General features: G+C 66.0%; 13 protein-coding genes. All 13 read left to right on the top strand.

The annotated features are described in order from the left end of the window. Positions 1–193 precede the first annotated feature (193 nt). The 13 genes from sdhC to AC6HZP_RS23900 all read left to right on the top strand — a co-directional run bounded on the left by sdhC (position 194) and on the right by AC6HZP_RS23900 (position 13,313). The gene (gene sdhC / locus AC6HZP_RS23960; protein WP_211201070.1) at positions 194–592 is read left to right on the top strand and encodes a succinate dehydrogenase, cytochrome b556 subunit; all 399 of its coding nucleotides are present in this window, start codon (positions 194–196) and stop codon (positions 590–592) included. Positions 593–603: 11 nt separating this feature from the next. Beyond that, positions 604–975 (top strand): succinate dehydrogenase, hydrophobic membrane anchor protein, encoded by a 372-nt coding sequence (sdhD, locus tag AC6HZP_RS23955; protein WP_201401415.1) that lies wholly within the window; start codon positions 604–606, stop codon positions 973–975. Positions 976–979: 4 nt separating this feature from the next. Further along, a complete protein-coding gene (sdhA, locus tag AC6HZP_RS23950) occupies positions 980–2,800 on the top strand; it encodes a succinate dehydrogenase flavoprotein subunit (RefSeq protein WP_497524859.1) in 1,821 nt (606 codons plus the stop codon). 6 nt (positions 2,801–2,806) lie between these two features. Then, a complete protein-coding gene (locus AC6HZP_RS23945; RefSeq protein WP_201401413.1) occupies positions 2,807–3,256 on the top strand; it encodes a DUF3052 domain-containing protein in 450 nt (149 codons plus the stop codon). A gap of 28 nt (positions 3,257–3,284) precedes the next feature. After that, entirely contained in the window at positions 3,285–4,064 is a 780-nt protein-coding gene (locus AC6HZP_RS23940; RefSeq protein ID WP_201401412.1) for a succinate dehydrogenase iron-sulfur subunit, read from the top strand. Positions 4,065–4,163: 99 nt separating this feature from the next. Continuing rightward, on the top strand, positions 4,164–4,349 hold the full coding sequence (locus tag AC6HZP_RS23935; RefSeq protein ID WP_201401411.1) for a hypothetical protein: 186 nt from the start codon (positions 4,164–4,166) through the stop codon (positions 4,347–4,349). 157 nt (positions 4,350–4,506) lie between these two features. Then, positions 4,507–4,899, top strand: a complete 393-nt coding sequence (locus AC6HZP_RS23930) for a VOC family protein (protein ID WP_201401410.1) — start codon at positions 4,507–4,509, stop codon at positions 4,897–4,899. Between the two features lie 273 nt (positions 4,900–5,172). After that, the gene (locus AC6HZP_RS23925; protein ID WP_497524858.1) at positions 5,173–5,757 is read left to right on the top strand and encodes an AprI/Inh family metalloprotease inhibitor; all 585 of its coding nucleotides are present in this window, start codon (positions 5,173–5,175) and stop codon (positions 5,755–5,757) included. Positions 5,758–5,793: 36 nt separating this feature from the next. Continuing rightward, positions 5,794–6,966: a cell division protein ZapE gene (gene zapE / locus AC6HZP_RS23920; RefSeq protein WP_497526848.1), complete on the top strand. Its 1,173-nt coding sequence runs from the start codon at positions 5,794–5,796 to the stop codon at positions 6,964–6,966. 157 nt (positions 6,967–7,123) lie between these two features. After that, positions 7,124–8,089, top strand: coding sequence for a malate dehydrogenase (mdh, locus tag AC6HZP_RS23915; RefSeq protein WP_201401407.1), 966 nt, complete (start codon positions 7,124–7,126; stop codon positions 8,087–8,089). A 48-nt stretch (positions 8,090–8,137) separates the two neighbouring features. Next, positions 8,138–9,337 carry an ADP-forming succinate--CoA ligase subunit beta gene (gene sucC, locus AC6HZP_RS23910; RefSeq protein WP_497524857.1) on the top strand — a complete coding sequence of 400 codons (1,200 nt, stop codon included), beginning with the start codon at positions 8,138–8,140 and terminating at the stop codon, positions 9,335–9,337. Further along, on the top strand, positions 9,337–10,221 hold the full coding sequence (gene sucD / locus AC6HZP_RS23905) for a succinate--CoA ligase subunit alpha (RefSeq protein ID WP_201401405.1): 885 nt from the start codon (positions 9,337–9,339) through the stop codon (positions 10,219–10,221). Before sucC ends, sucD begins: the two co-directional genes overlap by 1 nt. A gap of 107 nt (positions 10,222–10,328) precedes the next feature. Beyond that, complete coding sequence (locus tag AC6HZP_RS23900; RefSeq protein ID WP_497524856.1) at positions 10,329–13,313, top strand: 2-oxoglutarate dehydrogenase E1 component; 2,985 nt, start codon at positions 10,329–10,331, stop codon at positions 13,311–13,313. Positions 13,314–13,390: the final 77 nt, after the last annotated feature.

Here is a 13,390-nt window from a genome sequence, read left to right as displayed (position 1 = left end):
GCTTGCGAAAGCTTCCGCCAGGGTGTCAATGCGGGGATGATTACATGCCGCCGGCGCGAGTCGCGAAAAGTCAACGTCTCACGTTGCGTCATGCAAAAGACCGTTTTGACCGCGTCGCACAATGGGGTTAGAACCGGTCCAAACTCTCGACCCTAAATGCTTACGTTTACGTAAGCGATTGAGGATGAACACGATGTCGAATGCCGCGGCGAAGAAGAGCCGACCGCTTTCTCCGCACCTTCAGGTCTACCGCTGGCCGGTCACCATGACGGTGTCGATCCTGCAGCGTGTCACGGGAGGCGCTCTCTATTTCGGTACGCTGCTCCTCGCCTGGTGGGCGATCGCGGCCGCCGCGGGGCCGGGGCCGTTCTCCTACGTGTCGTGGGTGTTCGGCTCCTGGATCGGCCTCCTGGTGCTGTTCGGCTACAGCTGGGCGCTGATGCAGCACCTGCTCGGCGGCCTCCGGCACTTCGTCTGGGATTTCGGCGCGGGCTTCTCCAAGTCGTCGCGCGACAATCTCGCCTGGGCCAACATCATCGGTTCCGCCGTGCTGACGATCCTGATCTGGGTCGTGGCGCTCGCCATTCGCTGAGGGGCAATCACATGCGTACACCGCTCGGCCGCGTTCGCGGACTCGGCTCGGCCAAGGAAGGCACGGGCCACTTCTGGCACCAGCGCCTCACCGGCGCCGCGCTCGCCATCCTCGCCGTCCTGTTCGTCATCCTGGTCATCGTGCTCGCCGGCAAGCCCTATCCGGAAGTCGTCGCGACGCTGGCCAACCCGTTCGTCGCGCTCCTGATGATCCTGATGATCGGCACCGGCGTCTGGCACATGAAGCTCGGCATGCAGATCATCATCGAGGACTATGTCCACGGTGGCCTGAAGATCCTCGCGCTCGTCGCCAACACGTTCTTCGCGGTCGCCATCGGCGTGGCGACCATCCTCGCCTTCCTCAAGATCAGCTTCGGAGGCTGAAGCCATGGCTGAAGCCAACGCCAGCGCGTCCATCAACGGCCGCGCCTACAATTTTGTCGACCACACCTTCGACGTCGTCGTCGTCGGCGCCGGCGGCGCGGGCCTCCGCGCCACGCTCGGCGCCAGCGAGGCCGGCCTGAAGACGGCCTGCATTACCAAGGTTTTTCCGACCCGTTCCCATACGGTTGCCGCGCAGGGCGGCATTTCGGCGGCCCTCGGCAACATGGGCGAGGACGACTGGCGCTTCCACATGTACGACACCGTCAAGGGGTCGGACTGGCTCGGCGACCAGGACGCGATCGAATATCTCGTCCGCAACGCGCCGGCTGCCGTCTACGAGCTCGAGCATTTCGGCGTGCCGTTCTCGCGCACCGAAGAGGGCAAGATCTACCAGCGGCCGTTCGGCGGCATGACGACGAATTTCGGCAAGGGCATCGCCCAGCGCACCTGCGCCGCCGCCGACCGCACCGGCCACGCCATCCTGCACACGCTCTATGGCCAGTCGCTGCGCTACGCCGCCGAGTTCTTCATCGAATATTTCGCCATCGACCTGATCATGGAAGACGGCGAGTGCCGGGGCGTCGTGGCGCTCTGCCTCGAGGACGGCACGCTGCACCGCTTCCGCGCCGCCAAGACCATCCTGGCGACCGGCGGCTATGGCCGCGCCTATTTCTCCGCCACCTCGGCCCATACCTGCACCGGCGACGGCGGCGGCATGGTGCTGCGCGCCGGCCTGCCGCTGCAGGACATGGAATTCGTGCAGTTCCACCCGACCGGCATCTACGGCGCCGGCTGCCTGATCACCGAGGGCGCGCGCGGCGAGGGCGGTTATCTGACCAATTCGGAAGGCGAGCGCTTCATGGAGCGCTATGCCCCCTCCGCCAAGGACCTGGCCTCGCGCGACGTCGTCTCGCGCGCCATGACCATGGAGATCCGCGAGGGCCGCGGCGTCGGCAAGGCGAAGGACCACATCCACCTTCACCTCGACCATCTCGATCCGGCGCTGCTGCATGAGCGGCTGCCCGGCATCTCCGAGAGCGCCAAGATCTTCGCCGGCGTCGACCTGACCAAGGAGCCGATCCCGGTCCTGCCGACCGTCCACTACAACATGGGCGGCATCCCGACGAACTATCACGGCGAGGTGCTGAACAAGGTCGGCGGCGATCCCGACCAGATCGTGCCGGGCCTGATGGCCGTCGGCGAGGCCGCCTGCGTCTCGGTGCATGGCGCCAACCGCCTCGGCTCCAATTCGCTGACCGACCTCGTCGTGTTCGGCCGTGCCGCGGCGCTGCACTGCATCGAGACGGTGCAGCCGAACCAGGCGCAGCGCGAGCTCGCCAAGGGCGCCGGCGAGGACGCGATCGCCCGCCTCGACCGCCTGCGCTTCGCCAGCGGCTCGACCTCGACGGCCGAGATGCGGCTCAGCATGCAGAAGGTGATGCAGTCGAACTGCGCCGTGTTCCGCACCGGCGAAGTCCTCGACGAGGGCCACGAGCTGATCCACCAGGTCTGGAAGGGCTCGGACGACGTCAAGGTCACCGACCGCTCGCTGATCTGGAACTCCGACCTGGTCGAGACACTCGAGTTCGAGAACCTGATCGTCCAGGCGGTCGTCACCATGGATTCCGCGCAGAACCGCAAGGAATCGCGTGGCGCCCACGCCCGCGAGGACTATTCCGAGCGCGACGACGTCAACTGGATGAAGCATTCGCTCGCCTTCATCGACGCCGAGAAGAAGACGGTGAAGCTCGACGACCGGCCGGTGCACACCTACACGATGTCGAACGACATCCAGTACATCGAGCCGAAGGCTCGCGTTTACTAAGGGCGGATGATGGCCCCCGCGAGCCCTCCCGCAGCCGGCTATTCCGGGCGTTCGCTCCCGGAAAAGCTCGGCTTCAAGCCGGGCATGGCGGTGGCCTTCGTTTCGCTGCCGCCGGAGCTGGAGGCGCTCGCCGACTGTGTTCCGTTCGGGCGCGTCGTCCGCACGGCGAACTGGGCCGAGCCGCTCGGCCCGGATCGCGAACTCGATGCGGTCCACGCCTTCACGGCGAGCCGCGCCGAGGTCGAGGGCGAGCTGGCGCGGTTGCAGGATGCCATCCGGCGCGACGGCATGATCTGGGTGTCGTGGCCGAAGAAGGCCTCGAAGGTCGAAACCGACGTGACCGAGGATGTCGTCCGCGACGCGGCGCTCCGGCTCGATCTCGTCGACATCAAGGTCGCGGCGGTCGACGCCGTCTGGTCCGGTTTGAAACTCATGGTCCGCAAGGACCGTCGCTGAACGAATTTTACGCCCGAGGACGCTCACTATGGTCCAGCTGACCCTCCCGAAGAACTCGAAGCTCACCGAAGGCAAGGTCTGGGACCGGCCGGCCGGCGCCAACAATGTCCGGGAGTTCCGCGTCTATCGCTGGAGCCCGGACGACGGCAAGAACCCGCATGTCGATACCTATTTCATCGACCTCGACGATTGCGGGCCGATGGTTCTCGACGCGCTGATCAAGATCAAGAACGAGATCGACCCGACGCTGACCTTCCGCCGTTCCTGCCGTGAAGGCATCTGCGGCTCCTGCGCGATGAACATCGACGGCTCGAACACGCTCGCCTGCACCAAGGGCATCGACGAGGTGAAGGGTCCGGTCGCGATCTACCCGCTGCCGCACATGGAAGTGGTGAAGGACCTCGTTCCCGACCTCACCAATTTCTACGCCCAGCACCGTTCGATCGAGCCCTGGCTGAAGACGGCGACGCCGCAGCCGCAGAAGGAATGGCTGCAGAGCCATGCCGACCGCGAGAAGCTCGACGGCCTCTACGAGTGCATCCTCTGCGCCTGCTGCTCGACCTCGTGCCCGAGCTACTGGTGGAACGGCGATCGCTATCTCGGCCCGGCCGTGCTGCTGCAGGCCTATCGCTGGCTGATCGACAGCCGCGACGAGGCGACCGGCGAGCGCCTCGACAATCTGGAAGATCCCTTCCGCCTCTATCGCTGCCACACCATCATGAACTGCGCGCAGACCTGCCCGAAGGGCCTGAACCCGGCCAAGGCGATCGCCGAGATCAAGAAGATGATGGTCGAGCGCCGCGTCTGATCGGCCCTCCCTTAAGACGATTTTCAGTCGAACGGCGCGGAACCCTTCCGCGCCGTTTTCGTTTCCGTCGACCGATCGCGTTTTCGGAAGGAGACGATCATGACCATCAAGCAGGATATGGAGCCGACCTGGACCATCGAGGCAATCGACAGGCTGCGGGAACTGGCGGTGGAGCATGTGCCGGCGGACATCATCGCGACCGCGATGCACCGTCCCGTCACCGAGATCCGGCAGAAGGCGGCCGAGCTCGGCCTCGCGCTCGAAATCGAGCCCCAGACCCCGTAGGCCCGCTCGCCGCTTCGCGGAAGCGGTGAAGAATTCCGCCCATTCCTCTCCCGCGACGGCGTCGGCAGGCCGACAGGCTTGACGCCGCCGCGGCGTTCGGCTCCCCTGCCGCGCGGCCCGTCCGGGAGGGCCGTTGGGGCATAGTCGGGGGAGTTTCATGGGCGTTCTGGATCACATCGGCATCACGGTCAGCGACCTCGATCGCGCGATCGCCTTCTACAACGCGGCGTTTGCGCCACTCGGCGTGACCGAGCAGATGCGGGTGCCCGGCGAACTCACCGGCTATGGCGACGTCGTCGGCTATGGCGCAGGCGGCAAGCCGGAGATCTGGCTGAGCGGCGGTGCCCGCACCGAGCCGCACGTCCATATCGCCCTCGTCGCGCCGAGCCGCGCCGCCGTCGATGCGTTCTACGCCGCGGCGCTTGCCGCTGGCGGCACCGACAATGGCGGGCCCGGCATCCGGCCGCACTACCACGCCAATTACTACGGTGCCTTCGTGCTCGATCCCGACGGCCACAACATCGAAGCCGTCTGCCATCGGCCGGAATAGGCGGAAGCGTCACACGTCGTGCTTTCTTGGTTAACCGTGTCTTAACGAGGCTTGTCGTTGCGGGCGTAATGCCGTATTGCGCCAAATAAGACAGGCTGCGGAATTTCGAGTGGTTTCCCTTCATCCAACCCGCCCGCACGGACGGCTTTTGCGCCTCGCGCGCAAATGCCCCGCGCCTCGCGGTCGGTTGTGCGAATTTCCGCCTGCCTCAAAGCGGCTCGATTGTGCCCCTAACGTCGTAAGGCACCGAGGATTTCGATGATGGAGAAGCTCATGTCCCGCCGTATCGCGCCGATCGGCCTGGTCGCCCTTCTGGCGGCCGCCTTGAGCGGTTGCGGCTCGTTCGGGGCGATCGGATTGGGCCCGATGGAGCGTTCCGCCAAGCCGGTCGAGAGCGACACGCTGCCGCCGGTCGCCACCGCGCCGGTCACCTCGACCGCGCTGCCGCCGCCGCCGACCGACCCGAACGCCCAGCTGCCGCCGCAGACCGCCGCCGGCACGCTGCCGGGCGCCGAGCCGCTTCCCGGCACGGGCGCGCCGGCGACCCCGCCGCCGGTCTCGACCGCGTCCGGCGCCGAGATCGGCCGCACGGACCTACTCGGCGGCTGGACGCTGCAGTCGGGCGGCGAGAGCTGCCAGCTGTTCATGACGCTGACGAGCTGGACCGGCGGCTATCGCGCCTCGACGCGCGGCTGCCAGTCGCCGACGCTGAAGTCGATCTCGGCCTGGAGCCTCTCCGGCTCGCAGGTGGTCCTGGCCGGCGCCAACGGCGTTTCCGTCGCCAGCCTGTCCGCCACCGGCAAGACCCAGTTCAACGGCCAGATCCATGGCGGCCAGGCCGTTTCCTTCTATCGCTGACGGAGCCGGTCGCGTTTCGGCGCGGCGGCCGGGGGTATTCGGGTGAGCCAGGGCCTGCCGGTCGTTTCGCGCGTCGCTGACGCCTATCGGGAACTCGTCGCGAGCGGCACGATCGAGGAAGATCCGGCCCAGCGCCTGCTGGTCGGCAAGCTCGACGCGCTCAACGCCCGCCTCGCCGAGCGACGGCTTGCCCGCAAGTCGAGCGCGCTCGGCTGGCTGTTCGGCAAGCGCGAGGCGGCGACGCCGGAAATCCGCGGCCTCTACGTCCATGGCGATGTCGGCCGCGGCAAGACCATGCTGATGGACCTGTTCTTCGAGCGCGCCGCGCCGCAGCGCAAGCGCCGGGCCCATTTCAACGACTTCATGGCCGACGTGCATGCCCGCATCTTCAGGATGCGCGAGGCGATCAAGGCCGGCGAGGTTTCCGGCGAGGACCCGATCCCGCCGGTCGCCGAGGCGATCGCGGCCGAGACGCAGCTTCTCTGCTTCGACGAGTTCACCGTCACCAACATCGCCGACGCGATGATCCTCGGCCGGCTCTTCACGCAGCTGTTCGCCCGTGGCGTCGTGCTGGTCGCGACCTCCAATGTCGCGCCGGACGATCTCTATTCGGGCGGCCTCAACCGGACCCTGTTCCTGCCCTTCATCGACCTGCTGAAGACGCGGGTCGAGGTGGTGCGGCTGGCGGCGCGGACCGACTATCGGCACGAGAAGACGTCGCGCGCGCCGGTCTATCTGACGCCGCTTGGGCCCGAGTCGGACGCGGCGCTCGATGCGGCATGGTTCCAGCTTACGTCAACGTCAGGTGGCGAGGCGTCGACCCTTGCCGTGCTCGGCCGCGACGTCTTCGTGCCGCAGGCCGTGGATGGCGTCGCCCGGTTCGGCTTCGCCGATCTCTGCGCCAAGCCGCTCGGCGCGAGTGACTATCTCGCCATCGCGCATGCCTTCCATACCGTGATCATCGATCACATCCCTGTGATGGGCGATGCCAGGCGGAATGAAGCCAAGCGCTTCATTACATTGATCGATGCGCTCTATGACGGTCACGTCAAGATCGTCGTCTCGGCCGCCGCCGAGCCGGCCGGGCTCTATACGGCCGAGGACGGCATCGAGGCTTTCGAATTCGCCCGCACCGCCTCGCGCCTCACCGAGATGCGGTCCGAGGAGTATCTCGCCCAGCCGCATCGCGGCTTTATCGTCGAGACATGACGTTCACGTAAACTGCTGGACGAATTGGCGGATTGCCGCCACGGAAGGTGCGCGAGCGACTTGCGCCTGTCGCACATTGGGGTTAGACCACCGGCGTTCCGACAGAGTCAAACTGTCGCATTACGTTTAGGTAAACCTCCATCGGGAGACCTCGCACATGGCTCGAGCCAAGATTGCTTTGATCGGTTCCGGTCAGATCGGCGGCACGCTCGCCCTTCTCGCCGGCCTGAAGGAACTGGGCGATATCGTCCTCTTCGACATCGCCGACGGCGTTCCCCAGGGCAAGGCGCTCGATATCGCCGAAGCAGCCCCGGTCGAAGGTTTCGACGCCAATCTCTCGGGCGCGTCCTCCTATGCCGCGATCCAGGACGCCGACGTCGTCATCGTGACGGCCGGCGTGCCGCGCAAGCCGGGCATGAGCCGCGATGATCTGCTCGGCATCAACCTCCAGGTGATGGAGCAGGTCGGCGCCGGCATCAAGAAGTACGCCCCGAACGCCTTCGTCATCTGCATCACCAATCCGCTCGACGCCATGGTCTGGGCGCTGCAGAAGTTCTCCGGCCTGCCGGCGAACAAGGTCGTCGGCATGGCCGGCGTGCTCGACAGCGCCCGCTTCCGCTACTTCCTGGCCGAAGAGTTCAAGGTCTCGGTCGAGGACGTCACCGCCTTCGTGCTCGGCGGCCACGGCGACACCATGGTGCCGCTCACCCGCTACTCCACCGTCGCCGGCATCCCGCTGACCGATCTGGTCAAGCTCGGCTGGATCGAGGAGAAGCGCCTGGAAGAGATCGTCCAGCGCACCCGTGACGGCGGCGCCGAGGTGGTCAACCTCCTGAAGACCGGCTCCGCCTTCTACGCCCCGGCCGCTTCGGCGATCGTGATGGCCGAGTCCTACCTCCGCGACAAGAAGCGCGTCCTGCCGGCCGCCGCCCTGCTCGATGGCCAGTACGGCATCAAGGGCCGCTACATCGGCGTGCCGATCGTCATCGGCGAGAACGGCGTCGAGCGCATCATCGAGATCGAGCTGAACAAGGCCGAGCAGGCGATGCTCGACAAGTCGGTCGCCTCGGTCGAGAGCCTGGTCGAGGCCTGCGTCAAGATCGCTCCGGCGCTCGGCGCCTGATCGCTCGAACCAAGCTCAGAGACAGCCCCAAAAGGCGGAACGTCATCTATGAATATTCATGAATATCAGGCGAAGGCGGTGCTGAAGGAATTCGGCGCCCCCGTATCGCGCGGCATCGCCATCTTCACCCCGGAAGAGGCTGAAGCGGCTGCGAAGGAACTGGGCGGCCCGCTCTGGGTCGTCAAGTCGCAGATCCATGCCGGCGGTCGCGGCAAGGGCAAGTTCAAGGAAGCCGCTGCCGGCGAGAAGGGCGGCGTCCGCCTCGCCAAGTCGATCGACGAGGTCAAGGCCTTCGCCGGCCAGATGCTCGGCAACACCCTGGTGACCATCCAGACCGGCCCGGCTGGCAAGCAGGTCAACCGCCTCTACATCGAGGACGGCTCGGACATCGAGAAGGAATTCTACCTCTCGCTGCTCGTCGACCGCGAAACCTCGCGCATCGCCTTCGTCGTCTCGACCGAAGGCGGCATGGACATCGAGGAAGTCGCCCATTCGACGCCCGAGAAGATCAAGACCTTCTCCGTCGATCCGGCGACCGGCATCATGCCGCATCACGGCCTGACCGTCGCCAAGGCGCTCGGCCTCTCCGGCCCGCTCGCCAAGCAGGCGAACGACGTCGTCGCCAAGCTCTACACCGCCTTCGTCGCCAAGGACATGGCGATGCTCGAGGTCAACCCGCTGATCGTCACGACCGACGGCAACCTCAAGGTGCTCGACGCCAAGGTGTCGTTCGATTCGAACTCGCTCTACCGTCATCCCGACGTCGTCGCGCTGCGTGACGAGACCGAGGAAGACGCCAAGGAGATCGAGGCGTCGAAGTTCGACCTCGCCTATATCGCGCTCGACGGCTCGATCGGCTGCATGGTCAACGGCGCCGGCCTCGCCATGGCGACGCTGGACATCATCCAGCTCTACGGCGAGAGCCCGGCCAACTTCCTCGACGTCGGCGGCGGCGCTTCCGAGGAGAAGGTCACGGCGGCGTTCAAGATCATCACCTCCGATCCGAAGGTGAAGGGCATCCTCGTCAACATCTTCGGCGGCATCATGAAGTGCGACGTCATCGCGCGCGGCGTCATCGCCGCGGTGAAGACGGTCGGCCTGCAGGTTCCGCTCGTCGTGCGCCTCGAGGGCACCAATGTCGAGCTCGGCAAGCAGATCATCCGCGAGAGCGGCCTGAACGTGATCCCGGCCGACGATCTCGACGACGCTGCCCAGAAGATCGTCAAGGCCGTGAAGGAAGCCGTCTGATGTCCATCCTGATCGACAAGAACACGAAACTCATCACCCAGGGCTTCACCGGCAAGAACGGCACGTTCCATTCCGAGCAGGCGCTCGCCTACGGCACCAAGGTCGTCGGCGGCACGTCGCCGGGCAAGGGCGGCCAGACCCATCTCGGCCTGCCGGTGTTCGACACCGTCGCCGAGGCGAAGGACGCCACCGGCGCCGACGCCTCCGTGATCTACGTGCCGCCGCCGGGCGCCGCCGACGCGATCTGCGAGGCGATCGACGCCGAGATCCCGCTGATCGTCTGCATCACCGAGGGCATCCCCGTCCTCGACATGGTGCGGGTCAAGCGTTCGCTCGCCGGCTCCAAGTCGCGCCTGATCGGCCCGAACTGCCCCGGCATCGTCACCGCCGACGCCTCGAAGATCGGCATCATGCCGGCCAACATCTTCAAGAAGGGCTCGGTCGGCATCGTCTCGCGCTCCGGCACGCTGACCTACGAGGCCGTGTTCCAGACGACGCAGGAAGGCCTCGGCCAGACGACGGCCGTCGGCATCGGCGGCGATCCGGTCAAGGGAACCGAATTCATCGACGTTTTGGAAATGTTCCTGGCCGATGATGAGACCACGTCGATCGTCATGATCGGTGAAATCGGCGGTTCGGCCGAAGAAGAAGCGGCGCAGTTCCTGGCTGACGAGGCCAAGCGCGGCCGCAAGAAGCCGATGGTCGGTTTCATCGCCGGCCGCACGGCGCCTCCGGGACGTCGCATGGGCCATGCCGGTGCGATCATCTCCGGCGGCAAGGGCGGCGCGGAAGACAAGATCGCGGCGATGGAAGCAGCCGGAATCCGGGTGTCGCCGTCGCCGGCGCGCCTTGGAAAGACCTTGGTTGAGGTCTTGAAGGGCTAAGAGGCAAGACCGACATTCCGACTGCCGGAATGTCGGTTTTTCAACAAGAGCGCGGCGCGTGGCCGCGCGATAAGGGAGAGAGGAGCGCGGCGCTCCTCAACCAGCACATGTCACGCGAGCAAGCCAACGCGGCCTTTGCGACCTCATCCTTTCTGTATGGCGGCAATGCCAGCTATATCGAGGATCTATATGCCCGCTATCAGAGCGATCCTGCTTCGGTCGATCCCGAATGGCAGACGTTCTTTTCAGCGCTGAAGGATGATCCGAAGGCCGTGGTGGCGGAAGCGCGCGGTGCGCCGTGGCAGCGCGCCGACTGGCCGCTGCACGCCAATGGCGAGCTGGTCTCGGCCATGGACGGCAACTGGGGCCAGATCGAGAAGACGGTCACCGACAAGCTGAAGGCCAAGGCGGCGCAGGCCGCCGCGGCGCCTGCCGCCAACGGCCAGGCCGCCGCCCCCGTGCTGTCGGAAGCCGCGATCCAGCAGGCGGCCCGCGATTCGGTCCGCGCGATCATGATGATCCGCGCCTACCGCATGCGCGGCCATCTGCATGCCGATCTCGACCCGCTGCACATCGCCACCGTCGGCGACCACGAGGAGCTGCATCCCTCCTCCTACGGCTTCACCGAGGCCGACTACAGCCGCAAGATCTTCATCGACAACGTGCTCGGGCTCGAATTCGCCACCATCCCCGAGATGCTGGAGATCCTGAAGCGCACCTATTGCTCGACGCTCGGCGTCGAGTTCATGCACATCTCCGATCCGGTCGAGAAGGCCTGGATCCAGGAGCGCATCGAGGGCCCGGACAAGGCGATCACCTTCACGCCGGAAGGCAAGAAGGCGATCCTGAACAAGCTGATCGAGGCCGAGGGCTTCGAGAAGTTCCTCGACGTCAAGTACACTGGCACCAAGCGTTTCGGTCTCGACGGCGCCGAGGGCCTGATCCCCGCGCTCGAGCAGATCATCAAGCGCGGCGGCAATCTCGGCGTGCACGAGATCGTCGTCGGCATGGCGCATCGCGGCCGTCTGAACGTGCTGACGCAGGTGATGGCGAAGCCGCACCGCGCGCTGTTCCACGAGTTCAAGGGCGGCTCCTACGCACCCGACGACGTCGAGGGCTCGGGCGACGTGAAGTACCATCTCGGTGCCTCGTCCGACCGCGAGTTCGACGGCAACAAGGTGCATCTGTCGCTGACCGCCAACCCGTCGCATCTCGAGATCGTCGATCCCGTCGTGCTCGGCAAGGCGCGCGCCAAGCAGGACCTGCACAACGACTACATCCGCACCGGCACGCTGCCGCTGCTGATCCATGGCGATGCGGCCTTTGCCGGCCAGGGCGTCGTGGCGGAGTGCTTCGGCCTGTCGGGCCTGAAGGGCCATCGCACCGGCGGTTCCATCCACTTCATCGTCAACAACCAGATCGGCTTCACGACGAATCCGCGCTTCTCGCGCTCGTCGCCCTATCCGTCCGACGTCGCCAAGATGATCGAGGCGCCGATCTTTCACGTAAACGGCGATGATCCGGAAGCGGTCGTCTTCGCCGCCAAGATCGCGATCGAGTTCCGGCAGAAGTTCCACAAGCCGGTCGTCATCGACATGTTCTGCTACCGTCGCTTCGGTCACAACGAAGGCGACGAGCCGGGCTTCACCCAGCCGCTGATGTACAAGAACATCCGCAGCCATCCGGCGATCGTCGAGATCTACTCGTCGAAGCTGATCGCCGAAGGCCTGATGACGGCGGAGGAAGTCGAGGCGGCCAAGGCTGCCTGGCGCTCGCGCCTCGAGGTCGAGTTCGAAGCAGGCCAGTCCTACAAGCCGAACAAGGCCGACTGGCTCGACGGCGCCTGGGCGGGCCTGAAGGCCGCCGCCGCCGACGACGAGCCGCGCCGCGGCAAGACCGGCGTCGACATCGAGACGCTGAAGGCGCTCGGCGCGAAGCTGACCGACGTTCCGGCGGACTTCCACGTCCACCGCACCGTCCAGCGCTTCCTCGACAACCGCAAGAAGGCGATCGAGACCGGCGTCGGCATCGACTGGGCGACCGCCGAGGCGCTCGCCTTCGCCACCCTCGCCAACGAAGGCCATCCGATCCGTCTTTCGGGCCAGGACGTCGAGCGCGGCACCTTCTCGCAGCGCCATTCGGTGCTCTACGACCAGGAGAACGAGGAGCGCTTCATCCCGCTCAACAATCTCCGCGAGGGCCAGGCGCGCTACGAGGTCATCAACTCGATGCTCTCGGAAGAAGCGGTGCTCGGCTTCGAGTACGGCTATTCGCTGTCGGAGCCGAACGCGCTGACGCTCTGGGAAGCGCAGTTCGGCGATTTCGCCAACGGCGCCCAGGTGGTGTTCGACCAGTTCATCTCGTCGGGCGAGCGCAAGTGGCTGCGCATGTCGGGCCTCGTCTGCCTGCTGCCGCACGGCTATGAGGGCCAGGGTCCGGAGCACTCCTCCGCCCGCCTCGAGCGCTTCCTGCAGATGTGCGCGGAAGACAACATGCAGGTCGCCAACGTCACGACGCCGGCGAACTACTTCCACATCCTGCGCCGGCAGCTGAAGCGCGACATCCGCAAGCCGCTGATCCTGATGACGCCGAAGTCGCTGCTGCGCCACAAGCGCGCCGTGTCGACGCTGGCGCAGCTCGGCCCGGATAGCTCGTTCCATCGCCTGCTGTGGGATGACGCCGAGTTCCTGAAGGACGAGCCGATCCAGCTCACCACCGACGAGCGGATGCGCCGCGTCGTGCTCTGCACCGGCAAGGTCTATTACGACCTCTACGAGGAGCGCGAGAAGCGCGGCATCAACGACGTCTACCTGCTGCGCGTGGAACAGCTCTATCCGTTCCCGCTCAAGGCGCTCGTGCAGGAGCTTTCGCGCTTCAAGAACGCCGAGATCGTCTGGTGCCAGGAAGAGCCGAAGAACCAGGGTTCCTGGGCGCATGTCGAGCCCTATCTGGAATGGGTGCTCGGCCAGGTCGGCGGCAAGTCGGCCCGCGCCCGCTACACCGGTCGTCCGGCTTCGGCGGCGACGGCGACGGGCCTGATGTCCAAGCATCTGGCCCAGCTGAACGCCTTCCTCGAAGACGCGCTCGCGTAAATCATCCAGGCCGGCGCGCTCCCCGCGCGCCGGCTGCCTCTCGTTTCATCCAGAACGCCCACCCAAGTTCGAACGGT

Source organism: Kaistia sp. SLG-1 (assembly GCF_059699055.1).
The sequence above is the reverse complement of the archived record's forward strand: the minus strand, read 5'-3'. Positions and strand labels throughout refer to the sequence as shown.

Bases quoted from the DNA above. Each gene is read 5' to 3' on its own strand.
- sucD (WP_201401405.1), top strand. From the start codon at position 9,337: ATGTCCATCCTGATCGACAAGAACACGAAACTCATCACCCAGGGCTTC.
- sdhC (WP_211201070.1), top strand. From the start codon at position 194: ATGTCGAATGCCGCGGCGAAGAAGAGCCGACCGCTTTCTCCGCACCTT.
- sucC (WP_497524857.1), top strand. From the start codon at position 8,138: ATGAATATTCATGAATATCAGGCGAAGGCGGTGCTGAAGGAATTCGGC.
- mdh (WP_201401407.1), top strand. From the start codon at position 7,124: ATGGCTCGAGCCAAGATTGCTTTGATCGGTTCCGGTCAGATCGGCGGC.
- AC6HZP_RS23900 (WP_497524856.1), top strand. From the start codon at position 10,329: ATGTCACGCGAGCAAGCCAACGCGGCCTTTGCGACCTCATCCTTTCTG.
- AC6HZP_RS23945 (WP_201401413.1), top strand. From the start codon at position 2,807: ATGATGGCCCCCGCGAGCCCTCCCGCAGCCGGCTATTCCGGGCGTTCG.
- AC6HZP_RS23940 (WP_201401412.1), top strand. From the start codon at position 3,285: ATGGTCCAGCTGACCCTCCCGAAGAACTCGAAGCTCACCGAAGGCAAG.
- sdhD (WP_201401415.1), top strand. From the start codon at position 604: ATGCGTACACCGCTCGGCCGCGTTCGCGGACTCGGCTCGGCCAAGGAA.
- AC6HZP_RS23925 (WP_497524858.1), top strand. From the start codon at position 5,173: ATGTCCCGCCGTATCGCGCCGATCGGCCTGGTCGCCCTTCTGGCGGCC.
- AC6HZP_RS23930 (WP_201401410.1), top strand. From the start codon at position 4,507: ATGGGCGTTCTGGATCACATCGGCATCACGGTCAGCGACCTCGATCGC.
- sdhA (WP_497524859.1), top strand. From the start codon at position 980: ATGGCTGAAGCCAACGCCAGCGCGTCCATCAACGGCCGCGCCTACAAT.
- AC6HZP_RS23935 (WP_201401411.1), top strand. From the start codon at position 4,164: ATGACCATCAAGCAGGATATGGAGCCGACCTGGACCATCGAGGCAATC.